We start from the raw sequence: 25234 nt of genomic DNA on the forward strand, positions 1-25234 counted from the left end.
AAAGTGAAATTATAGTTGTTGTTATAATTTTCCTCTCACTTCATTTAACTTCATTGTCATTGAAATAGCTGAATTTTCGATCCAGTTATTGTATTCTTCGATTGTTTTTAATCTTAATTCGTTATCTAAATAATCTTCCTCAACCATTTGACTGGAATCTGCAACTTTAGACCAAATCCCTATTTTTGATTTAAAATCAGAATCTTCATTATGATAAGCTTCGTCTGAATTTATTTTCTCGATAGAATGAAAACCTGCTTCTTTTAATAATTGAGGTAGATCTTCGCCTATCTTATTATTCATTCCGGCATCTGCTCGCCATTTCAAAAAAGTTTTATAAAATTCCTGCATGCTTTCCGGTGGTAATGGATTCCAGATTAAATTAGTGTGATCATAATCCAGAATTGATATTTGACCGTTTGGCTTTAATAATGATTTCATTTTTATTAAAGCTTCTTTAGGATTGCTTAACCATTGTAATGTTCTGGCAGAAACGATTAAATCAAATTTTGTGTCTGGATTGTATTCAAATAAATCAACCGCAATTAATTCTAGATTAGAGACTGATTGATAAGATTCTTTGCCGCTTTTTATGAAAATTTCTGTATTGTCAATTGCAATAACCTTTCCGTTAGGGCCAATAGTATTTGCAATGTCTTTTGAAATTGAACCTGTTCCGCACCCAATATCTAAAATCGTCATTCCGGGTTTTAAAATCTGAATCAGATTTCGATAATCTTTTGATAAACTTCTATCGTCAAATATTTTTGTCGCGTTTTCGTCCCTTTTAATATGTTTATTGCCTTTCATTTACAATAGGATTATTTTTAAAACTTATTTCGATGTTGGATTATTTTCTGAAATATTTTTTCGGTCGATTTAATTTAGAAAGACCCGACAGGTTTCGAAAACCTGTCGGGTCTAGTAGATCGAACGAGATTTTATTAATAAGGAAGTTTATCGGCAAAAGTCACAATATCTTCTTTGATGTTTTGTAAATAATCAATGTCATCAAAGCCATTAATCATATTATTCTTTTTGTATCCATTAATCGCAAAAGATTCTGATTGACCAGTTGCTAATAATGTAATAGTTTGATTTGGTAAGTTGATTTCTAATTCCGTTTTTGGATCAGCTTCAATTGCTTTAAAAATAGTATCAGCAAATTCAGGGCTAACTTGTACAGGAAGAACTCCAATATTTAAGCAGTTTCCCTTAAAGATATCTGCAAAGAAACTAGATACTACAGCTCTAAATCCGTAATCGTAAACTGCCCAAGCAGCATGTTCTCTAGAAGATCCTGAACCAAAGTTTTTTCCTCCAACTAAGATTTTTCCGCTATAAGTAGAATCGTTTAAAACGAAATCAGCTTTTGGAGAATCATCTCCATTATATCTCCAATCTCTAAAAAGATTGTCTCCAAAACCTTCACGTTTTGTTGCTTTTAAGAAACGAGCCGGGATGATTTGATCGGTATCTACGTTTTCTATCGGTAGCGGCACTGCACTACTAGTAAGTATATTAAATTTATCGTATGCCATTTTGATATCTGCTTTAGGCTGTAGGCTATAAGCTTTAGGCTTTTCCTACAGGGTGTATTATGTTATTGTATTTTTTGCTTGAAGCCTATTGCTTAAAGCTTATAGCGAGAATTAAAATAACTCTCTCGGATCTGTCAGTTTTCCTGTTACGGCTGCTGCTGCTGCCATAATCGGACTAGCTAAAAGTGTTCTTGAGCCAGGACCTTGACGACCTTCAAAGTTTCTGTTAGAGGTACTTACTGCATATTTTCCAGCAGGAACTTTATCATCGTTCATAGCTAAACAAGCAGAACAACCAGGCTGACGTAATACAAAACCTGCTTCGGTTAAGATTTCTAAAAGACCTTCTTCTTTAATTTGTGCTTCAACAACATGAGATCCTGGAACTAACCAAGCAGTTACATTATCAGCTTTTTTGCGTCCTTTTACAATTTCTGTAAAAGCTCTAAAATCTTCAATACGACCATTAGTACAACTTCCTAAGAATACAAAGTCGATTGGTTTTCCAATCATAACATCATTTTCTTGAAAGCCCATGTAAGCCAAAGATTTTTTATAAGTTTCCTCGCCGCCTTCAACTTGGTTGGCGTTCGGAATATTTTTAGAGATACCAATTCCCATTCCTGGATTAGTACCGTAAGTAATCATCGGTTCGATATCTGCTGCGTTAATGTTTAATTCAGCATCAAAAACTGCATCAGCATCGGTTTTTAAAGTTTTCCAATAAGCAACCGCTTTATCCCAAGCTTCACCTTTTGGCGCATATAATCTTCCTTCAAGGAAATCGAATGTTTTTTGGTCTGGAGCAATCATTCCTCCACGAGCACCCATTTCGATACTTAAATTACAAACAGTCATACGACCTTCCATGGTCATGTTTTCAAAAACATTTCCTGCATATTCAACAAAATATCCAGTACCTCCAGAAGTAGTTAATTGAGCAATAATATAAAGAGCAACATCTTTTGGTCCTACACCTTTACTTAATTCGCCATTTACGTTGATACGCATTTTCTTTGGCTTTGGTTGCATGATACATTGAGTAGATAAAACCATTTCAACCTCAGAAGTTCCAATACCAAATGCAATCGCTCCAAAAGCACCGTGAGTAGAAGTATGTGAATCTCCACAAACAATAGTTGCGCCAGGTAATGTAATTCCGTTTTCAGGACCTACAACGTGAACGATTCCGTTTTTTTTGTGGCCTAAACCCCAGTGAGAAATTCCGTATTCGGCTGCGTTATCTTCTAATGCTTTTAGCTGATTAGCAGATAAAGCATCTTCAACAGGTAAATGCTGATTTATAGTTGGTGTGTTGTGATCGGCAGTTGCAAAAGTGCGTTCTGGGTATAAAACCGAAATGCCTCTGGATTTTAATCCTAAAAAAGCAACAGGACTTGTAACTTCATGAATAAAATGACGGTCAATGAAAAACACATCGGGTCCATCTTCAATTTTACGCACAACGTGCGAATCCCATACTTTGTCGAATAATGTAGTACTCATTTTTAACTATTTTTTAATTGTAATTTCCATGTAATCATAAGAGGATAACAAAATTAGAAAAAGAATCAAAAGCGAAAATTGGCATATTTGATTATATACGATACCCAAACCATTCTACAAATTATAAACTCGTTCGCTTTGTTTGATATTCGTTAAGGTGTTAAATTTTTCTTTGCTTTTCTCTTTCTCTTTTTAATTAGGTTGCTTTTGATTGTTGTAGAGGTTGCTAATTTGTGGATTTATTGCTATTTAGCTGTGTTTAAAGTGGTTTTGTAATAAATAATATAACAAAATGTGGAAAAATAGTAGTAAATTATAATTCTTTCTTTTGATTAAAGCAGTTTAAAAATGAAGTAATTGGATGTTTTATTCGGTTAAAACTATTCTATATAAAGCTGTTTTTTTAATTGCATTTTACGACATCCAAGAAATGTATTTTTTGTTTTTTAGAATGAAGTTAAAATCAATTTGAGTGATTATGACGGGTAGCTGACAATTACTTTTTAAAAGGATTACTAATATTGAAAATTCTAATTTTAAAAAAATAATGTCATGAATTTAAATCAAATTGCTTACAGAATTGGAGTTATTGGAACCGTAATTATTTTAGTTTGGGTTGGACTTTTTAAGTTTACAGCTGCCGAAGCTGGAGCAATAAAAGGCTTAGTCGAAAATCATTTTGCAATGAGTTGGATGTACAAAGTAATGTCGTTGCAAGTTGTTTCTAATGTTATTGGAGTTTTTGAAGTCTTTACTGGGGTTGGACTATTGTTTTCTTTATTTTATAGAAAAATTGGAATCTACGCAGGAGCAGCTTCGGCTGTTATATTTATTACAACTTTAAGTTTCCTAATTACAACTCCAGGCGTTTTTAAAATGGTTGAAGGTTTTCTTGTAACAGATTTTTTTATTTTAAAAGATATTCCTTATTTGGCTATTTCTTTGATGGTGTATGCGAAAAGCAAGGGATAAATAAAAGAAATTTTACCCATTCAATATAAAAGAAAATAATCAATCCAAATTATCAAAAACATAACGAGTTTTAATAATTTGGATTGATTATTATAGCTACCAATCCTTACAATCGATGTGGGCTTTTATCAAAGCGATCATTTATTGAAAAATGATATTGCAGACCCAATTCTAACCCAATTCGTAAATTATGTGTAGTTTTTTTAGAATCATTCCAATCAGGTGTGTCTGAATAGTAAGGGAAATTATCTGCAGAAGTGAAATCATATTCATATCTTAAATTTGTAGAATAGGAAATTTTATCTGACAGAAAACCTTTTAAACCAATTGAACCAATTATACCAAATAAAGTTTTTTTGTGCATTTTTCCTTCGTCACTATAATATTGATTTCTTTCTGGATGTTGATAAGAAATATATTCACTATAATCTGAAGTATGTGTTCTTATTTCATATTCATCTTCTGCAATTGTTTTATAATATTTCAGAAAAGAAAACTGTATTCCTTGATTAAATGTTAAAAATAATTTCTCTTTTAAGTGATAATAATATTGAACAGTTATGGGAGTTTTATAATACTCAAAACTTGATTTTATACTTGTATTGTCTCCAACGACATCAAAAAAGTATTTTTCGTTTTGTTTCGAATATTCAAACCCAGTTTTTACACCCCAACTGTCATTCCAGTTTTTTTCGATTGTGAGTCCAAAACCAAAACCATTTGGCAAATCTTGTTTGTCTTTATTATAAAGGAAGTTTGAATTTATTCTAGTGAAAAAGAAAGGATTCAAATTTATTCCAACTTGCCAATCAGTTATATCTTGAGCATTTCCCGCAAAGGAAATACTCAAGATCATGGCAATTACTAAGTTTTTCATGTTTAATTTATATCTTCTTAAAATTAAGATTAGAATCCATTGCTCCAAGTGCTGCTTTATTTAGCGAATAGTTTTCATAAGATGCTCCGTATCCAGCTGCAAAATAAATTAAATCTCCTTTCTTTACAAAACCTGAATTACCGGATCCTTGATATCGAACTGACTTGATTAATGTGCCATTATTATCATATTTTTCTAACTTATAAGCACTAGATACTATAAAGCCATTCTCAACTTCTATAAGACCTTGAATGTAGGAATCACTATTTTGAAAAGTAATTACGTTTAGCTGTTCACCTTGATCCGTTGTGATTCTTAATTCATTATGACTGTATAGTACTAAGTTTCCATTGGTTAGTTTTCTCACTATAAAAGAGCCATTTAAGTTATTCCAACTTTGTCCAACCTTCTTTAAATTACCAGTTTCAAATATTTTTTGATTTGTTATTTCAAGATTTTCATTAAGAAATAATAATATTGGTTTGTAATTCGTAAATGCTTCTGTTTGAGATGTGTCGTATTTACCTCCAAAAGCAATGTATGTATTTCCTGTTTTAATTAAATTTCCAATAAAAGCATTTTTAAGAGTGTTTTCATATGTTTTTCTACTTACAAACTGACCGGCACTATTTCTGATTTCTATTGCAGGATTTTGGCTGTAGGATCCGTAAAAATAGTATTGGTCATTGTTTTGTAGTGAGCCATAAATGGTTTTGTAACTGTAATTATCCGCTCGAATTGAATTCCAGTCAGAGTTTAATTCTACTTCTTTATGTCCGATGTAATTAATAGATTCAACAAATGTTACAATTTTGTTTCCGTTATTTAGAAAAATCGTTTGTGCATGTCCGGAATTAATTCCTTTCTGAGCTATAACTTTAGTGGTGAAAGTTCTAGTTACATCATCATATTCTAAATGCCTGTAAAAACTTGAGTTTGATGTTAATACTGATCTAATGGCTTCCGTATAGAATATTTTATTGTCATGAATGCCTATTTCGAGAGGGTAGGTGTCTGAGCCGCCAGGATTTTTATTTTCAACTAAAAGAGAATTTTCATTAGTTACACTTACCTTAATAGAGGTGCTGGAAGCAGCTCCATTTACATCTATAATAGTTAGACTAACTGTATATTCCCCAGATTCTGAATAATAAAAGGTAGGTTCTTTTTCTGTAGATTTTACATTGTTTCCGAAAACAAATGTATAAGAAGCGATTTCAGCACTAGATGTGGATAAGTTTGTTACTTTGATCTCATCACCAATATTAACTTTAGTTGCGGATAATTTAAATGATGCTGTAAGTTTGTTTTTTTCTGAGTCATCATTACTGCTACAGGAATTAAGTAGATTTAATAAAATAAATGTAAAAAAGTAGATTTTTTTCATAAAAATAAAATGATTTTTGATTTATACCACCAAAGATATCTTTTTTATAAGAAAATAAATCAAATTTTTTAACAACTATGTTTTGTAATTCTTTATTTATTTAAGCAGAAAAAAAGCGTAATTTTGAACTTCCTCTATTTTATATTTCACGGTTTTGTATAACGCATTAAATCAGTAGATTATGTGCGGTGAAGTTTAGATTTTGGAATTTTAAAAATTGTCTTTTAAAGAAAACTATGTATTTAATATTCGATACCGAAACTACTGGATTACCAAAACGTTGGGATGCTCCAATAACCGATTCTGATAACTGGCCTCGCTGTATTCAGATCGCTTGGCAGCTTCATGACGAAATGGGGCAATTAATCGAACATCAGGATTACTTGGTAAAACCTGAAGGATTTAATATTCCGTATGATGCTGAGCGTATTCACGGAATTTCTACAGAGTTGGCTGAAGCCGATGGAATCACATTGGCAGAAGTTCTGGAGAAATTTAATATTGCATTAAGCAAGACTAAATTTATAGTAGGTCAGAATTTAGGTTTTGACGTTAATATTATGGGAGCCGAGTTTCATAGAATGGGCGTGGAATCTCCAATGAGTTCTATGCCAGTTTTGGATACTTGTACTGAGGTTACTGCTTCATTATTAAAGCTTCCGGGAGGTCGTGGAGGAAGATTTAAGTTACCAACGTTAACAGAATTACATAGTTATCTTTTTGAAAAACCTTTCGCAGAAGCGCACAACGCAACTGCCGATGTTGAGGCAACTACGCGTTGTTTTTTGGAGTTAATAAGAAGAGAGGTTTTTACCAAAGAAGAATTGGATGTTCCGAAGGATTATTTCAAGGAATTTCAGAATAGGAATCCTCAGGAATTTCCGTTAATTGGTTTAAAACACATCAATTTAAAAGCAGCTTCTGATAAAATCAGAGAGCAATTAAAAGCTCTGGAATCTGTTGGTAATGAAACTACGGTTTCTCATTCTGACAGAGAAGATTTTAAAGCGGCAAAATATTCGCATTTACACAACCATACGCAGTTTTCGGTTTTGCAATCGACTATTGGGATTGGTAATATTGTTTCGGCTACAGCCAAAAACGGAATGCCAGCCGTTGCTATGACCGATACAGGAAACATGATGGGAGCTTTTCATTTTGTGAGCGCCGTTATGAATCATAATAAAGCTGCTTCTGGAAAAAATAAAGCTTTGGTTGAGGCTGGTGAAGAACCAACAGAAACTGAGATAAAACCAATCGTGGGTTGTGAGTTTAATGTTTGTGATAACCACTTAGATAAAACCAAGAAAGACAACGGAAATCAGGTTGTATTATTAGCCAAAAATAAAAAAGGGTATCACAATTTGGCAAAAATGTCATCGATTGCCTTTACGAATGGGTTTTATTATGTTCCCAGAATTGACCGTGCTATTGTTGAAAAATACAAAGAAGATATCATGGTTTTATCCGGGAATTTATACGGAGAGATCCAGAGTAAAATTCTGAATGTTGGTGAAAACCAAGCTGAGGAAGCTTTGATTTGGTGGAAAGAACAATTTGGAGATGACTTTTATCTTGAAGTCATGCGACACAATCAGGAAGATGAAAATCGTGTGAATAAAACGCTGATTGAGTTTTCTAAAAAACACGATGTCAAATTAATTGCGACTAATAATACTTATTATTTAAATAAAGAAGATGCCAATGCACACGATATTTTATTGTGTGTAAAAGATGGTGAAAAACAAGCTACGCCAATTGGTCGTGGTCGTGGATATCGTTACGGATTACCCAATCAGGAGTACTATTATAAGTCACCTGAAGAGATGAAAAAACTCTTTGCAGATTTACCAGAAGCGATTATCAATATTCAGGAAATTGTAGATAAGGTCGAGATTTATTCGCTTTATCGTGATGTATTGCTTCCTAAATTTGATATTCCTGAGGAGTTTGTAGTTGTTGAGGATGAAGCTGATGGTGGAGTTCGAGGTGAAAATAAATATTTGCGTCACCTTACTATGGTTGGTGCAAAAAAGAGATATGGAGAAATTACAGAATCTATTCAGGAACGTTTAGACTTTGAGTTATTAACGATTTCGAATTCTGGTTATCCGGGTTATTTCTTGATTGTTCAGGATTTTATCGCCGAAGCCAGAAATATGGACGTTTCGGTAGGACCTGGTCGTGGATCGGCTGCTGGATCTGCTGTAGCATATTGTTTAGGAATTACGAATATTGACCCGATTAAGTATGATTTGCTTTTTGAGCGTTTCCTTAATCCGGATCGTGTATCCATGCCCGATATTGATATCGATTTTGATGATGAGGGTCGTGGTCGTGTTATGGATTATGTAATTAATAAATACGGACAGAATCAGGTTGCGCAAATTATTACGTATGGTAAAATGGCAACCAAATCGGCGATTCGTGATACGGCTCGTGTACTGGATTTGCCATTGTTTGAAGCTGATAGAATTGCAAAACTGATTCCGGGTATGATGCCGTCTAAATGGAATTTAGCGCGTTTTATTTCTGAAAGTGAGGAGGAAGTTAAAAAAGCACTTCGTTCGGATGAATTTGAGAATGTAAAAGAGTTAATTGCTATTGCCAATGAAGATGATTTGGCCGGTGAAACAATTCAACAAGCAAAAATCCTTGAAGGATCGATGCGAAATACCGGAATTCACGCCTGTGGTGTAATTATTACGCCATCGGATATTACGAATTTCGTTCCCGTTACTACAGCAAAAGATTCTGATTTATATGTAACACAGTTTGATAACTCAGTTGCAGAAAGTGCAGGATTGCTGAAGATGGACTTCTTGGGTCTGAAGACCCTTACCTTGATAAAAGATACTGTTAAACTAGTAAAATATAGAAACGGAATTGATTTGGATCCGGATACTTTTCCGATTGATGATGTTGAGACGTATGCTCTTTTCCAGAGAGGAGAAACAGTTGGAATCTTCCAATATGAGTCACCCGGAATGCAGAAATATATGAAGGATCTGAAGCCTACGGTTTTTGGAGATTTAATTGCCATGAATGCCTTGTATCGTCCGGGACCATTAGAGTATATTCCTTCTTTCGTAAGAAGGAAAAATGGCGAAGAAGAAATCAAATACGATTTAGATGCCTGTGAGGAATATTTGGGAGAAACCTACGGAATTACGGTTTACCAAGAGCAGGTAATGCTTTTGTCGCAATCGCTGGCTGACTTTACAAAAGGTGAGGCCGACGTTTTGCGTAAGGCGATGGGTAAGAAACAAAAAGATGTACTGGATAAAATGAAGCCTAAGTTCGTAGAACAAGCGGCTAAAAAAGGTCACGATGCAAAAGTTCTGGAGAAAATTTGGAAAGACTGGGAAGCATTTGCGAGTTACGCCTTTAATAAATCGCACTCGACTTGTTATGCTTGGATTGCTTACCAAACAGCATACTTAAAAGCGCATTATCCTGCTGAATATATGGCTGCGGTACTTTCTAATAATATGAACGACATTAAGCAGGTTTCATTTTTTATGGAAGAATGTAAACGAATGGGATTACAGGTTTTAGGACCAGATGTAAACGAGTCGTTTTATAAGTTTACTGTAAATGATGAATATGCTGTGCGTTTTGGAATGGGAGCTATCAAAGGAGTAGGTTCTGGAGCAGTGGCAACAATTGTAGAAAGTAGAAAAGACGGTAGATATAAATCGATTTTTGATTTGGCTAAACGAATAGATTTGCGTGCTGCGAATAAAAAAGCAATCGAAAATCTGGCTTTGGCTGGTGGTTTTGATTCGTTTGAAGGAACTACAAGAGCGCAATATTTTCATGATGATGGAGACGGAATTACTTTTTATGAAAAAGCAATTCGTTATGGATCCAAGTTTCAGGAAAACGAAAACTCATCGCAAGTGAGTTTGTTTGGAGAAACAAGTGAAGTGCAAATTGCCGAGCCTGTTGTACCTCCTTGTGAAGACTGGAGTACGATGGAAAAACTGGCTAAAGAGAAAGAAGTTGTTGGGATTTATATCTCTGGACATCCTCTTGATGATTTTAGATTTGAGATGAAATACTTTTGTAATGCGAGATTAGAATCGCTGAAAAGTATGAATGAATATGTGGGTAAAAATCTAAATTTTGCAGGAATTATAAATAACGTGCAACACCGTGTGGCAAAAAACGGAAAAGGCTGGGCGGTATTTAATTTAGAGGGTTATGATGAAAGTTATGAGTTTAAGATTTTTGGTGAAGAATACCTGAAGTTCCGCCATTTCCTGATTCAGAATAATTTTGCCTTCCTGAAAATATTAATTAAAGATGGATGGGTAAATCATGATACAGGTAAAAAATCTGATCCAAGAATGCAATTTGTCGAAATAAGACAATTGCAGGATATTCTGGAAGCTTTTGCTAAAAAGTTGATTTTATTGTTGAACATAAAAGATTTACATGAAGATTTTATTCATAGGTTGAGTCATTTGTTTAGTGAGAATAAAGGCGATAATCAGGTAACTTTTGAAATCATGGAATTAGAAAAAGTAAAACGCTTGGTTCAGGTTGAAACGAATAATGAGTTTGAAGAAACTGAAGATGCTGTTTTTGTTGATGAAAATGATGAAAATGATGCTGATGAAGTCGCTGCTACAAAAACACCTGAGGTTACTGAGGTGGAAGAAATAAGTGTGGTTACTAAGCTGACTATGCCGAGTAGAAGGTTAAAAATTAAGATTTCGACTGAGTTATTGCAAGAATTAGAGAAAATGCAGATAAATTTTAAGCTGAATTAAATTTTAACAGTTAAAATTTTAAATAATGTGTTTTTTTTACGTTAAAATTATGCATGCATACTATTTTTTTAGTATCATTGCTTTTAATTACAACGATTGCGCTCCTATTGCCCCAATGCATAAAGAGAACATTCTGTTAAATTATTTTATGTTTGTATAAATTATTTAAGAAAAAAATTATGAAAAAGAACCTTTTTTTATTAGGATTAATGGTTTGTTCTATGACTATGGTAGCTCAAACTGAAACACAAAAACCAGAAAGCTGGTATTTTAAATTAGGCGGGTCATATTTCTTGCAAACTGCCGCAACTGAGTTTCCTACAGTAGGAGGAAATCTTCCTTTGGATAGAACTTACGTTGGGGGTAAGTTAGTTTCTGAAGAAAGTGTTACAGGTTCTTTTGGTGAAGGTTTTAGAACTGGTGTTACTGCTGGTTATAGATTTAATGCTCGTTTAGGGGTTGAGTTAGGGGTTAATTATTACACTAGTAATGATAAAACAATGGCGCAAACCAGATCAGATGTGCCTATTACGCCAGCTGGAGTGTATAGTTTTAAATCAGTAGGTCAAATTACTGCTTTTGATTTAGCACCAGCATTAGTGTTATTTTTAGGAGAACACAAAGGTTTTGAGCCGTATACTAAAGTTGGAGTTTTAGTTCCTATTCATGGAGATTTAGAAATCACTACTGATGCATACGCACCGATTGCTTTTGCACCAACGGGAGCTCCAATTGCTTTTGGAGATGTTCGTAGTGTTGATAAAGTAAAACCAAATCCTACTATTGGGTTTGTTGCTGCTTTAGGAACATCATATAAATTAGGAAAAAACATTTCGGTTTTTGCTGAATTAGAATACCGTAACTTTACTGTACACGGAAAAACTAAAGAAACTACTGAATTTACGGTTAATGGAAAAGATGCTTTAGCAACTAGATCAACTTCTCAAATACATACAAATTACAGAAATTCTTTAAATACAACTTCTAATAATGCTTTGACAAATCCTAATGGTGTTGATAAAACACAAGCAATGGATGAATTAAGCTCTTACGTTGGTATTTCAGGTTTAGGTCTTACTTTAGGTCTTAAATATAGTTTGTAATATAATTACTTTAATAGTTTTAGAAAAGAGGATGTTCGAAAGAATATCCTCTTTTTTGTTTTAATTCTAATTAGGAATCTATTGTGTTTTAGCTTTTTGGTGTTGAGTTAAAGCGTGATAAAGTAGAAAAGACTCTTGTGGATTGCTAAGGTGCTAGCCCTGATAGAAGCGGTATCCTTTTAGGGCTTTCTTTAAGCCGTAAAGATATAGCTGATAGCAGGATTAAGCTCCTGAAATTGCTTAAATAGCAATAGAAGTATAGAAATTTGTAATGCGTTTATAATGAAAACTAATTTGTAAATTGAGGTGAATTGATTTTAAATTTCTAAATTTGTACTCGAGTTTGAAACTCATTAAAAATTGTCCCCCGAAGCGAAGTCTGAGGGTTAAACTTTAAACAAAAAAGAAAATGGCATTAGCAATAACAGACGCTACTTTTGATGAAGTAGTTTTGAAATCAGATAAACCAGTTATGGTTGACTTTTGGGCAGCATGGTGTGGGCCTTGTAGAATGGTTGGACCAATCATTGACGAATTAAGCACTGAATATGCTGGAAAAGTAGTAGTAGGAAAAGTAGACGTAGATGCAAACCAAGAATTTGCTGCAAAATACGGTGTACGTAATATTCCAACTGTTTTGGTTTTTCATAACGGTGAAGTAGTAGGTAAACAAGTAGGAGTTGCTCCGAAACAAACTTACGCAGATAGTTTAGACGCATTGTTGTAATCGAATCCGATTATAATTTATATAGAAAGGTTTGGCGAAAGTCAAACCTTTTTTTATTTTTAACGAATATCAATACCTATTCCTAAAATGAAAATTATTTACTGCTTCCTTAGTTTCTTTGTCCTAACTAGTATTTGTTGGTCTCAATCTGTAAAAAAGAAAGAGTTTATATTGGAAAAAGGAGTTTCTGAGGAATTGGCGATCTTCCGAAAACAGCAAATCTCGGATGTAACGTATGAATTAGCGTTTGCAATTCCTGATAAAAAAGACCAGCAGATTGTTTCGGGTCTTGCTGTAGAGTTTGAATTGTTGGATTTAAGTCGTCCTGTGTATTTAGACTTTAATGAAAAATCGCAGAACCTAAAATCGATTCTTGTAAACGGCAAAAATGTTGCTATTGTGCATGAGAAAGAACATATCGTTATTTCTGAAAAGAGCTTAGTGATAGGTAATAATAAAGTTGAAATTTCATTTATAGCAGGAGATTTATCGTTGAACAGGAATGATGATTTTCTTTATACGCTGTTAGTTCCTGATAGAGCTAGTACGTTGTTTCCTTGTTTTGACCAACCTGATATTAAAGCAACTTATGTGCTTAGTCTTACTGTGCCAAAGGATTGGGCTGTTCTTGCTGGTGCGAGTGTAGAAGAGAAGTTTGATAAGGGAGAAACGGTTACTTATAAGTTTGGAAAATCAGACAAAATGAGTACTTATTTGTTCTCGTTTGTGGCTGGTCAATTTAAAAAAGTCACCGAAAACCCTGGTGGTAATAGGTCGATGACAATGTTATACAGGGAAAATAATCCCGATAAAATAAAAGCAAGTACAGATACTATTTTTAATTTACATCAGCAATCATTAGGTTTCTTGGAGCAATATACACAATATCCGTTTCCTTTTCAGAAGTTAGATTTTGCCTCGATTCCTGTATTTCAATATGGAGGAATGGAGCATGTGGGAGCTATTCAGTATAAGGAGTCTTCTTTGTTTTTGGATAACAGCGCTACTGATAGCGAGAAATTGAATAGAGCTAAGCTTATTGCTCACGAAACTGCTCATATGTGGTTTGGTGATTTGGTGACTATGAAATGGTTTGATGATGTATGGATGAAAGAGGTTTTTGCAAATTTTATGGCAGATAAAATCATGAATCCAATTTTTCCGAAGGTAAATCATGGTTTACAGTTTTTAACAGCACATTATCCTAGTGCGTATGACGAAGATAGGTCTGCGGGAACACATCCGATTAAGCAAAAATTAGCAAATCTTAAAAACGCAGGATCGCTTTACGGAAGTATCATTTATAATAAAGCACCAATTATGATGCGTCAATTAGAAGCTTCGATGGGAGAAGAGGCTTTTAAGAAAGGTATTCAGAAGTATATTGAGAAATATGCTAATGATAATGCTAATTGGGAGAATTTAGTTGAAATTCTGGATGCTGAATCTCCGTTGGATATTAAGAAATGGAGTGATGTTTGGGTTAATAAATCGGGAAGACCTATTCTTACAGCGCATATTGAGTATGATTCTGTAAATCGTATACAACGTTTTGAAATTTATCAACAGGCAGAGGATAAATCGAATAATCTTTGGCCGCAGCTTTTTGATATAGGATTGGTTTATCCTGATGGTGTTAAGGTAATTAAAGTAGCTGTAAAGGATAAAATAACAAAGGTAGATGGTATTTTAGGTTTGGCTAAGCCAATGACAATTATATATAATTATAATGGGTTGGGTTATGGTGTTTTTCCTGTAGATGTAAATAATCTGGATTATACAACAATAAACGATGAGGTAGCAAGAGCTTATAGTTATATTAATCTTTATGAAAACATGCTAGCGGGTACGGTTGCTCCTGCAAAGACTTTTGATGCTTGTTTGGAAGGAATTAAAGTGGAGCAAAATGAATTGGTTATTAAGATATTATCAAGTCAATTAAATACTATTTTTTGGAAATTCCTTGGGGATAAGCAACAAATTGTGAATCAGCAAAAGCTTGAGGAGGTTGTTTATAGTCGTTTACAAACGGATTTGCCAAAAAATATTAAAAAGACTTTGTTTGGATTGTTTAGTTCTATTGCTTATTCTGATTCGGGAAAGGAAAAATTATACCGAATATGGATTAAAGAAGAGGTAATTACTAATTTAAAATTAAATGAAGATGATTATACAAGTATGGCTATGAATTTGGCTATATTTAAACATCAAAAGGCGGATGAGATTTTAAGTAAAACAAGAGCGGAGATTAGTAATCCAGATAAGCAAAAGCGATTTGATTTCTTGCTTCCTTCATTATCAAAAGAAGATGCTGTTAGAGGAGCTTTTATGATGTCTTTAAAAGACGAGAAGAACAGAGAGAAGGAATCTTGGGTTTCGGTTGCTTTGGCAAATGTGCATCATCCGTTACGTCAGGAAAGTGCTCAGAAATATCTTAGGTTTTCATTGGATTTAGTGAGTGAGATTCAGCGAACAGGAGATATTTTCTTTCCAAAAGACTGGTTGAATAATACTATTGGGAAATATTCGTCGAAATATGCTTTTGATGAAGTACAACGATTTTTAAAAGAAAATCCTAATTTTAGTCCAATATTAAAGAGAAAATTGCTGCAATCGACAGATGGTTTGTATCGAGCGCAAAAAATAAAATAAGAAATCGAATGAAGATTGAATCGCAAATAGAGAAAATTTCTAGTTTTCAGCATCTTGAGATGTTGGCTAATCAGGTTGTGGAAGGTTTTATTTCGGGAATGCATAAAAGTCCGTTTCACGGTTTCTCAGCAGAATTTGCTGAGCATAAAGTGTATAATGTTGGCGAAAGCACTAAGCATATCGACTGGAAATTGTATGCCAAGACAGACCGTTTGTATGCAAAGCGATTTGAAGAAGAAACAAACTTGCGTTGTCATTTAATAATAGATAACTCGGCATCGATGCATTATCCTGATTTAAAAGCAAATCAATCTTTTTATGAGAATAAAATAGGCTTCTCGGTTTTGGCATCGGCTGTTTTAATGAATATTTTAAAGAAACAACGTGATGCAGTAGGCTTGAGTGTGTTTTCGGATAGTTATGAGTATTACGCACCCGAAAAAGGGAGTGATCGTCATCATAGAATGTTGCTTAATAAACTGGAAGAACTTCTGGAAAAACCTAAGACGAGTAAAAAAACAGATACGGTTACGTATTTGCATCAAATTGCGGAGAAAATCCACAGACGTTCGATGATTGTCCTATTTACAGATATGTTTCAGTCCAGTGGCGATGCGTCGGGAGAGGAATTATTGTTTAATGCATTGCAACATCTTAAACATAATAAGCATAAAGTGGTTTTGTTTCATGTAATAGATAAGGAAACAGAAGTGAAATTTGACTTTGATAATGCGCCACGCAAATTTATTGACCTGGAAACTGGTGAAGAAGTGGCTGTTTTTGCTGATAATGTGAAAATAGAATATGAAAAAGAGGTTGAAAGTTATTTTAAGAGACTGGCTTTAACTTGTGCTCAGAACAGAATTAAGTATGTTCCGGTCGCAGTGGGTGATAATTTTGAAAAAATATTAACTACTTACTTGGTTGAAAAACAAAACTTTGGATAATAAGTAAAAAAATAAATTAAAATTTTTTACAAAAAGACTTGCAGAAACGAAATTCTATACTATCTTTGCAACCGCAATAACGCAGAGGTTTGGTAGTTCAGTTGGTTAGAATACATGCCTGTCACGCATGGGGTCGCGGGTTCGAGTCCCGTCCAGACCGCAATATTGGGAAAAGCCTTTCTTTATAGAAAGGCTTTTTTGCCCAAATACGGTATCTAAGATTAGTTGTGTTGTTTGGTCGGCCTTGTAAGCTGACCGGGTTTAGTAGTTAGACCAATGAAAAGCTTTCCACTTTTGTGGATGGCTTTTTTGATTTAAGACCTTTTTGGTTTGGGAAATTAACCCGAAAAAATTAACCACAAAGGACGCTAAGATTTACGCGAAGTCCGCAAAGCTTGATTTATTAAGTTCTGTGGATTTTTTGTTTAAGATGGATGAGTGTTCGTGTGGCAATAATTTAACCACAAAGAATACTAAGATTTACACAAAGTCCGCAAAGTTTTAATTAAGCTTTGCGGACTTTGCGTTTTTTTTCTCTTTGCTTCCTTTGCGGTTAAATTAGGAATCAAGTACAAAATCTAGAGTTACGAAAAAAGATTACCGCAAAGAACATTAAGATTTACACAAAGTCCGCAAAGTTTTAATTAAGCTTTGCGGACTTTGCGTTTTTTAACTTTGTAATCTTTGCGGTTAAATAGGTAATGAAATCCAAATTTCAAATACGTTTATTCCAATTATGCGTTAAAAAGAGGATATCTGCCCTGATATTATTTATATGATGGGAAAATAGTATTTTCTACTTTAATAGAAATCAATGGATTAAAAAAATAACGATTTTTTTTGTTTAAAAAACACGAAAAAAGCTTGTAGAATCACAACTTCTGTTGTACTTTTGCCCCACAATAAAGCGAGTTGGTTTGGTAGTTCAGTTGGTTAGAATACATGCCTGTCACGCATGGGGTCGCGGGTTCGAGTCCCGTCCAGACCGCAATATTGGAAAAGCCTTTCTGTTAAGAAAGGCTTTTTTATTTTATAGTAATTCCACTCCGCTTAATTATCTTCCTTATATTTATATATCGCAAAAGTCTGTCGATATACACGTACTACAATGGAACATTCAATTCATAAAGAACACAAGTACTATATTAAAACGGTAGATACTGATAAAAAAAGTATTTATTGTTATCATGATTTGATGGGGGAATTATATGTTCCTACACATAAACATAATAAGGCACAATTTCTTTATACGGAAGGCGATGTTGTATTTGTAACGACTGAAACCAAAACGTATTTTTTACCAGCAAGACATTTTATATGGATTCCAAGTGGAATTGAACACAGCATTCATCCAAAGTCTGAAAACGTGATGATGCGAAACTTATACTTTCCTGTAGAAAAGGATGAAGATGTTTTTTATCAAAAAGAAGGTATTTATCCAGTTAATAACTTACTACTTCAAATGATGCTTTTTACGAATCAATGGAATGGTGATCTTAAAAAAGGAAGTCCGAATTTTGTGATTGCTAAAGCTATCAAAGCAATATTACCTCAAATTTGTTTAACCAATTTACCACTAGAATTGCCTTTGCCAAAAGATGCTCGCTTGAGTAAAATCTTGCGTTATGTTGAAAATAATTTAGGAGAAACGATTCTGTTTGGAGAAGTTGCGCATCAATTTGGATATAGTGAGAAGTCTTTATATCGTTTGTTTCAGAAAGATTTAGGAATGTCTTTTATTCAATATTATACAATCAGAAGAGTATTAAAAGCAATTGAATTGCTGCTTGATCGAAAATTATCTGTAAAAGAAGTAGCTCAAGAAGTAGGATACAGTAGTGTGCCAACATTTAGCAATACGTTTTTTAAAATTTTAGGACAACGACCTTCTGATTATCTTAATGGAGAAAACATTCTGAAAAGAGGGAAGTTGTAAAAGGTAATCTACTTATTGAGTATTGGTTTTTTTTAGCGAAATCTGTATGAGTAAAATGTTTTCACGCAGATTCGGCAGATTTTTTAAATAAGTAAAAAGTTTTCTTTGTTGTTTTTAATACAGATTTATATTCCTGAATAATTTATCATTTTTTTTTATCTTCTAAAAGCTATTGAATTTGAGTGAGTAAAATGTTTTCACGCAGATTTAGCAGATTCGGCAGATTTTTTTTGAGTCTATAAAAGGATTTTGTTTGTTGTTTTTAATACGAATTCTATGTTTCTAAATAATTTAGCAATTTTTTTATCTGCTAAATCTGCCGAATCTGCGGGAGCAAAAAGCATTCGGATTATGATAGATAGTGTGACTATTGGTGTTTTTTTTGCGAAATCTGCATGAAAAACCCAATTGTTAAAATTTGTCCGAAATGAATATGTTATTGACTTTTTAGAATTATCAGGCAATTATAAAATGAAAGAACTTTGCAGTGAATAAATCACACTACTTTCATGTTCCTTAAAAAATGGTTTTCGATACAGTGTTATCGTCCAAAAAAAATAGCTTTAATCCTGATTTTACTTGGGATAACTACACTACAAGCTCAGCAAATAAATCCGATTTCATTACAAGAAGCGATAAAAATTGCAAAAGAAAACAACAAAAACATACTTAAATCTCGCATCGAAGTTGATATTTCTAAAGAGAATATCAAAGAAACCAAAGAACTTCGTTTGCCTGAAATTGATTTTAATGGAGGTTATTCTCGTGTTACAAACTTAACAGAGTTTAAAGGAGGGTTTCTAAAAGATAAAGATGTAACCCATACAATTCCAGAGATGTATAATATAGGAACGGCTATTAAAGTGCCACTATATGCTGGGAATAAGATCAACAATGCTATCGCAATTGCCAACCAAGAGAGTAAGATTGCTCAGGTAAAAAGCGAAAAAGCAGAAAATGATATTCAGTTAGAAGTAATTGCTACTTATTTGGGAATTCAGAAAATGATGGAACTCCAAAAAATCATTGATGAAAATATTAAAGAGGAGCAAAGCCGACTTAAAGAAGTTCAATCCTTAAAGAATCACGGTACAATTACCAAGAATGAAGTTTTAAGAGCAGAGCTTCAACTTTCGGATCGTGAACTGAATGCTTTGACAAACTCTAAAAATATCAAAATAGCACTTCATGAATTAAAAACAATTCTTCAGTTACCCGAAGAACAAGAAATAGCGATTGATACAACTGCAAGTTTTAATGAAGATGTAAAGATGGATAATTACAATTTCTATTTAAATAATACACTTCAAAATGAAGAGATGCGAATTGCAAATCAGGAAATGGAAATCAAGAAGACAGAATTGAAATTGGCAAAAGGAAATTATTATCCAACGATAAATTTCTTTGGAGATTATAATTTAAAATATCCCAATTATATGTTTTTTCCACCAAATCCTTATTTGTATAGTCTAGGGCAAGTTGGTATCGAAGCTACATTTAGTTTGTCGGGATTATATAAAAATAAAACCAAAGTACATATTGCAAATTCTAGAATTGAATTACAGAAAACCCAATCGGAAATTGTAAAGAATAAAGTTCAGGATGAATTATTTAGAAATCATACGCAATATGAAGAAATCACGGAGAAGATTAAAGTTGTCGATAAAGCATTAAAATTAGCAACCGAGAATTATCGTATTGTTAAGTTAAAGTACCTGAACCAATTGGTTCTGATCACTGAAATGGTCGATGCTGATAATGCGTTGCTGCAAGCAAAATATAATAAAATCGCAACGAGAATTGATGCCGAAATGAAACATTATGAATTGCTTCATACTGCAGGATTATTAAAATAATTGAATTTTAAAAAGAGAATAGAATTTTATGGTAAAGATAAAAAATGAAACAAGAGCTAATAAGTCGTTTCATACATTGATAACTGTTATTGCATGCGTGCTTGTTTTAAGCGGAATCGTTTTGGGAATTTGGTTTTATGTTTTTAATAAAAATCACGAAGAAACTAATGATGCTCAGGTTGAGCAATATGTTACACCTATTATGTCCAGGATTACTGGGTACGTTCAGGAAGTTCGCTATGAAGAAAATCAGTTTGTACATAAAGGAGATACTTTATTAGTTATAGACAATCGCGAGTATAAATCAAGACTAGATGTGGCTTTGGCAGATGTAGAAAGTGCTAAAAGAAATAGCGTTGTTGTTGAAAAAAATGTGGCTACAACCGCAAGTGCAACTACAATTGGAAAGTCGCAATTGGCTGCAGCCAAAACCAATCTTTGGAAAACACAATTAGAGTACCAACGATACAAAGCTTTGGTAAAAGAAGAAGCTGCAACCGAACAACAATTAGAGAAGGTAAAAGCAGATTACGAATCGGCTCAGGCGCAGTATCAGGAAATGAGTAACCGAATCGAATCATCGACTTTAAATACATCACAAGCTGCAGCAAATATACCTACTGCACAAACAGTAATTCAGTCCAAACAAGCATTGGCAGATAATGCTGCTTTGTTTCTTTCGTACACAGTAATTACTGCGCCTTATGACGGATGGGTTGCTAAAAAAACAATTCAACCAGGACAAATGATAAAAGAAGGGCAAACTTTGTTGTCGATGGTGAGTAAAGAAAAATGGATTACAGCAAACTTTAAAGAAACTCAAGTTCAGTTTTTAACTATCGGTCAAGAAGTAGAGATACACGCAGATGCGATTAATGATAAAGAATTTGTAGGAGTAGTTACTTCGTTATCTCCAGCCAGTGGCGCACGATTTTCGTTATTGCCGCCAGATAATGCCACGGGAAACTTTATCAAGATAGAACAAAGAATCCCAGTAAGAATAAAATTAAAAGACACAAGCGAACAAACGGATTTCCTTCGTGCCGGAATGAATATAACTGTAGTAGCCGAACACAAATAACATAATGTTAGACAATACAAGCGTTTTTAAATCATGGGTTCCTAATTGGGCAATCATTGTAATCTTGTTTTTTTGCATGTTGCATTCCATGATTTTGTTGGGAGTTTACTCATCAAATGTTACTTATGCATCAAGTTTTCTAGATATAGAACCAGAGGACTTGCAATTCTCTATGTGCGTTACTTACGGGACTTTGCTTGCCACGATATTAATAGAAAGCCGATTTTCTAAATTTTTCCCCACTAAAAAATATCTGATTGCGGTATTTTGTTTGGTAGCCATTACTATAATGTTGTCAGCTTATGTAAAGAACTTTTCATTGTTTATAATGATAAGAATGGCCGAAGGTTTTCTAATGGCATTACCTGGAGTTCCGTTAAGGCAGTTATTAATTACCAGATTTAAATCTAAAAATGCAATTATAATTGGGTTCACCTTTAATTATGGAGCACTACTATTATCATCGCCTTTTATAATGAATATTGCTGTTTGGCTTTTAGAAAATTACGATTGGAGATACATGGCGTATGGTTCAGCATTATTCCAGATTATTTGTGTTTTATTAATAATGATAACGTTTAATGATAGTCGTCTCCATCGAAAAATTCCTCTGTATCAAATAGATTGGACAAGTTTTGTTTTACTGTTAATTGCCATATTATGCGGAGCATATTTCTTTGTATATGCCGAGAAAAAATATTGGTTTGAATCTTTCGAAATCCGATTTGCATTAATTGCATCATTAATTTCGACCGGTTTATTTATTTTTAGACAATTGCACGTAAAACGACCTTGTTTTGACTTAAATGTTTTTAGATATGCCAATCTAAGAATCGGTTTCTTGTTGTTTTTTCTTTTTTATATCGGTAGAGCAACACTTAATATTTGTCATAGTACAATGTTTAGTGTCTGGAACTGGGAGCCATCGCGCGTGGCGCATATTCAGTTTCTTAATGTAATAGGTAATGTAATCGGAATGGTTCTTGCGGCAGTATTTCTTGCAAAAACAGTAGCTTCGAGATATATCTTTATGCTCGGGTTTTTTATTCTTGCCGTATTCCACCTGTGGTTTACATTTCTTTTTGTGCCTGATATTTCATTATCGGCAATGGCAATACCATATATTTTGCAAGGAGTCGCAGTAGGAGTTTTGTTTGTGCCGTTGGTTTTATTCACAATGTCATCGGTTCCTACAGGTTTAGCGCCATATTCTGGAGCAATCGGAGTTTCAGGGCGTTTTTGGGGAAGTACAATTGGGTTTTGTATTATGCAAAATGCAGAGAAGTTTTTCCAGAAATCACACTTTACAAAACTGACACAGTTTATTGCGCCCGAAAATCCCGAAACGCAAAGCAGAATCGCACAAACAGCGCAAAGCTTCGTGGGTAAAGGTTTTAGTCCAGACGAGGCTAATCTTCTGGCGATGAAACAAATTTTAGGTTCAGTAACCAAGCAATCTATTCTGTTATCAAATATGGAGATTTTCACCGCTGTTGGGTACGGATTATTAATTGTTGTAGTCTTGTTAGGAATCAATCAGCATTTAAAACAAACATTTGATGTTTTTAAAAACCGAGTTTGGAATAGTTTCTAAATTCAGAACAATCCAGCGCGATTTTGCCATACAATCGTAAGGAAAAGTCCGAAGAATATAATGCAAAGCATAAAGTTTATAAAACTCGATGCCAGAAAACCAATAAAAGAGCCTGTTGCAGCTTTTAGAGCGCGATTATGATCTTTAGAATCGTAGATTAATTCTCCGATAAACGCTCCTGCAAATGGGCCAATAATAAAACCAAACGGAATTGGGGCAAAAATACCAACGACCAAACCGATATTAGTCCCCCAGACTCCATAAGTACTTCCGCCAAATTTCTTAGTCCCTTTGGCGGGAATGATATAGTTTAGGACAGAAATGATGATTGTTACAGCAAGTGTAATGCCTAAAACCCAATAATTCATTGGGACAACTTTTGTCATATAAAGCAATAATAAACCAATCCAACTAAGGCTTATTCCGGGTAAAACAGGTAAAAAACTACCTAAAATACCAACAATCATGCATATAAAGCCGAGTAACAATAATAGTGAATCCATATAATTTTTTTTGTAATTTTGCGCCTACAATCCTTTAGTTAGATTCGTCCATGTTTAGATTTTTGCAATTTGTATTGTTTTGTTCCTTGATTTTTTCAATCAATACAAGTACGTATGCACAAACTAAAAAACTTTCAATAGACGATAGATTACTTCAGGATAGCATCTATAAAAGTAATAAGAAAAAAGTATTAAATTTTTCAATGAAAGATTTTGATGCACTTTTTTTTGATTTTTTTAAAACTAAAAGCAATCCAGATGTAGTTTTAACTAAAACACAGTTTTATAATTATACAGTACAAATTGCTACTTTCTCTGACCGATTGGCTAGTTTATATCCTGCTCAAAAGGAGATTGCGGCAAAAAATAAAGAAGAGTGGCTATCAGAAAGCTATGAAGATTATTTATTATACAAAGCTTCTCAAAAAAAATAATTGTATTTTTATAAATTAATAGTTTAATTCAAAATCAAATCCTTGAAGCAGTTTTCCCTTTTATTAATAATCCTTTCATTTAACTCTTGTCAATATTTTGAGAAGCAGGTTCCTTCTGAAAAAGAATTATTGCAAAAAGAGTTAAAATCGATTAACTGGAAAGAAGTCGATGAGTTTCCATCTGTGGTCGATTGCGAGAAAATTGAAAATAAAAAGCAACGTCAACAATGTTTCTTCGAGATAATGACACAACTTATCCAGCAAAAACTAAGCAGTGACACCCTTGCAATTCTTTATCCAGAACTAGATACTATCGAAGTAAAAGTGACAATTTTTCCAAATGCCACAATGAAATTTGAACCTCAGTTCCCAAAAGATTCAGTGGCTTACGATACAGTAAAAATTGATAGCATTCTCCGTGCCCGTTTAGTCGACTTCCCAAAAGTAAATCCAGCTATTAAACGCGGAATTCCTGTAAAAACACAATTTATACTACCTGTAATTCTAAAAGTAGAATAAGTAGTGCCATTTACTTTTTCGCACCCAGCTATTGTTCTGCCATTTTTAAAGAATAAAAAACTCTCAGCAACAGCTTTGGTAATTGGGTCAATGTCTCCCGATTTAGAATATTTTTTCAGAATGAAAATGCAAGGCGATATCGGACATACTTTTTTAGGTGTGTTTCTGGTAGATATTCCTTTAGGCGTTTTAGTAGCATTTTTATTTCATCAAATAATAAAAAGACCATTAATAGACAATTTGCCTGATTTTATTAAAGAGAGATTATATGTTCTTAAAGAAAGTAACTGGTTAAATTACTTTAAATCTAATATCTGGATTGTTATAGTCTCATTTATATTAGGAATTTTTTCTCATATATTTTGGGACTCATTCACACATATAAATGGGTATTTTGTACAAAGAATACACTTTTTGGGAGGAGACTTATATTCAATTCCTATTTATAAAATCGCCCAGCATTTAAGTTCTTTAATTGGGATGATATTAATCCTTTTTTATATCTATAAATTACCTGTGCGAATTGAAGAACCTAATAAAGTCAATCTTAAATATTGGTTTTCAGTACTAGGTATTGCGGTAATAATCCTGAGTATACGATTTGCATTAGGAATGACATTTAAACAAATAGGGAGTGTAGTTGTAAGTGCAATTTCCTCCATGTTTTTGGCGCTAATTTTTGCCGGATTGATTTTCAGAAACAGAAAAATTATTTAGAAGCTATTCCTGCTCCCGAAACTTCGGGACGCTATATCTTTTTATTTTTAAAGAAAAAATAAAAAGGATGCCGCTTCCATCAGGGCTAGAGCTGTCATTTTCAT

General features: G+C 33.6%; 19 protein-coding genes and 2 tRNA genes. 15 read left to right on the forward strand and 6 right to left on the reverse strand.

Annotation, left to right across the window (positions count from 1 at the left end):
* Positions 1–21: 21 nt before the first annotated feature.
* From ACJ6WR_RS12100 to leuC, 3 genes are all read right to left on the reverse strand, one after another.
* Positions 22–810, reverse strand: a complete 789-nt coding sequence (locus ACJ6WR_RS12100; RefSeq protein ID WP_039113808.1) for a methyltransferase domain-containing protein — start codon at positions 808–810, stop codon at positions 22–24.
* A gap of 134 nt (positions 811–944) precedes the next feature.
* A complete protein-coding gene (leuD, locus tag ACJ6WR_RS12105; RefSeq protein WP_073394664.1) occupies positions 945–1541 on the reverse strand; it encodes a 3-isopropylmalate dehydratase small subunit in 597 nt (198 codons plus the stop codon).
* A 111-nt stretch (positions 1542–1652) separates the two neighbouring features.
* A complete protein-coding gene (gene leuC, locus ACJ6WR_RS12110; protein WP_039113811.1) occupies positions 1653–3047 on the reverse strand; it encodes a 3-isopropylmalate dehydratase large subunit in 1395 nt (464 codons plus the stop codon).
* A gap of 552 nt (positions 3048–3599) precedes the next feature.
* Between leuC and ACJ6WR_RS12115 the strand changes: the two genes are divergently transcribed.
* The gene (locus ACJ6WR_RS12115) at positions 3600–4019 is read left to right on the forward strand and encodes a DUF417 family protein (RefSeq protein ID WP_409415376.1); all 420 of its coding nucleotides are present in this window, start codon (positions 3600–3602) and stop codon (positions 4017–4019) included.
* Between the two features lie 106 nt (positions 4020–4125).
* Here ACJ6WR_RS12115 and ACJ6WR_RS12120 read toward each other — a convergent pair whose 3' ends face one another.
* Both ACJ6WR_RS12120 and ACJ6WR_RS12125 read right to left on the reverse strand, forming a co-directional pair.
* Positions 4126–4896: a hypothetical protein gene (locus ACJ6WR_RS12120; protein WP_409415377.1), complete on the reverse strand. Its 771-nt coding sequence runs from the start codon at positions 4894–4896 to the stop codon at positions 4126–4128.
* A gap of 7 nt (positions 4897–4903) precedes the next feature.
* A complete protein-coding gene (locus ACJ6WR_RS12125) occupies positions 4904–6283 on the reverse strand; it encodes a PKD domain-containing protein (protein ID WP_409415378.1) in 1380 nt (459 codons plus the stop codon).
* Between the two features lie 236 nt (positions 6284–6519).
* Here ACJ6WR_RS12125 and dnaE point away from each other — a divergent pair, with 236 nt between their 5' ends.
* From dnaE to ACJ6WR_RS12180, 11 genes are all read left to right on the forward strand, one after another.
* A complete protein-coding gene (gene dnaE, locus ACJ6WR_RS12130; RefSeq protein WP_409415379.1) occupies positions 6520–11061 on the forward strand; it encodes a DNA polymerase III subunit alpha in 4542 nt (1513 codons plus the stop codon).
* A gap of 179 nt (positions 11062–11240) precedes the next feature.
* On the forward strand, positions 11241–12164 hold the full coding sequence (locus tag ACJ6WR_RS12135) for an outer membrane beta-barrel protein (protein ID WP_409415380.1): 924 nt from the start codon (positions 11241–11243) through the stop codon (positions 12162–12164).
* A 409-nt stretch (positions 12165–12573) separates the two neighbouring features.
* Complete coding sequence (trxA, locus tag ACJ6WR_RS12140) at positions 12574–12891, forward strand: thioredoxin (protein ID WP_039113817.1); 318 nt, start codon at positions 12574–12576, stop codon at positions 12889–12891.
* 87 nt (positions 12892–12978) lie between these two features.
* Positions 12979–15543: a M1 family metallopeptidase gene (locus tag ACJ6WR_RS12145; protein ID WP_409415381.1), complete on the forward strand. Its 2565-nt coding sequence runs from the start codon at positions 12979–12981 to the stop codon at positions 15541–15543.
* Positions 15544–15551: 8 nt separating this feature from the next.
* Entirely contained in the window at positions 15552–16490 is a 939-nt protein-coding gene (locus tag ACJ6WR_RS12150; RefSeq protein WP_039116824.1) for a DUF58 domain-containing protein, read from the forward strand.
* Between the two features lie 86 nt (positions 16491–16576).
* A tRNA-Asp gene (locus tag ACJ6WR_RS12155) sits at positions 16577–16650 on the forward strand.
* A 754-nt stretch (positions 16651–17404) separates the two neighbouring features.
* Positions 17405–17478 (forward strand) — tRNA-Asp (locus ACJ6WR_RS12160).
* 120 nt (positions 17479–17598) lie between these two features.
* The gene (locus tag ACJ6WR_RS12165) at positions 17599–18426 is read left to right on the forward strand and encodes an AraC family transcriptional regulator (protein ID WP_039116825.1); all 828 of its coding nucleotides are present in this window, start codon (positions 17599–17601) and stop codon (positions 18424–18426) included.
* 509 nt (positions 18427–18935) lie between these two features.
* Entirely contained in the window at positions 18936–20282 is a 1347-nt protein-coding gene (locus ACJ6WR_RS12170; RefSeq protein ID WP_409415382.1) for a TolC family protein, read from the forward strand.
* A gap of 28 nt (positions 20283–20310) precedes the next feature.
* Positions 20311–21363 carry an HlyD family secretion protein gene (locus ACJ6WR_RS12175; protein WP_409415383.1) on the forward strand — a complete coding sequence of 351 codons (1053 nt, stop codon included), beginning with the start codon at positions 20311–20313 and terminating at the stop codon, positions 21361–21363.
* 4 nt (positions 21364–21367) lie between these two features.
* Positions 21368–22957 (forward strand): MFS transporter, encoded by a 1590-nt coding sequence (locus tag ACJ6WR_RS12180; protein ID WP_039116290.1) that lies wholly within the window; start codon positions 21368–21370, stop codon positions 22955–22957.
* A 2-nt stretch (positions 22958–22959) separates the two neighbouring features.
* On the opposite strand, the gene ACJ6WR_RS12185 is transcribed toward ACJ6WR_RS12180, so the two are convergent.
* Entirely contained in the window at positions 22960–23460 is a 501-nt protein-coding gene (locus ACJ6WR_RS12185) for a DUF456 domain-containing protein (RefSeq protein ID WP_039116291.1), read from the reverse strand.
* 50 nt (positions 23461–23510) lie between these two features.
* On the opposite strand from ACJ6WR_RS12185, the gene ACJ6WR_RS12190 reads away from it, so the two are divergent.
* The 3 genes from ACJ6WR_RS12190 to ACJ6WR_RS12200 are packed head-to-tail and all read left to right on the forward strand — an operon-like array spanning position 23511 to position 25130.
* A complete protein-coding gene (locus ACJ6WR_RS12190; protein ID WP_039116292.1) occupies positions 23511–23894 on the forward strand; it encodes a hypothetical protein in 384 nt (127 codons plus the stop codon).
* A gap of 42 nt (positions 23895–23936) precedes the next feature.
* A complete protein-coding gene (locus ACJ6WR_RS12195; RefSeq protein ID WP_409415384.1) occupies positions 23937–24413 on the forward strand; it encodes a hypothetical protein in 477 nt (158 codons plus the stop codon).
* Between the two features lie 3 nt (positions 24414–24416).
* Entirely contained in the window at positions 24417–25130 is a 714-nt protein-coding gene (locus ACJ6WR_RS12200) for a DUF4184 family protein (protein WP_039116829.1), read from the forward strand.
* The last annotated feature ends 104 nt before the right edge of the window (positions 25131–25234 follow it).

This window comes from Flavobacterium sp. PS2 (assembly GCF_046250155.1).
Classification (GTDB): Bacteria; Bacteroidota; Bacteroidia; order Flavobacteriales; family Flavobacteriaceae; genus Flavobacterium.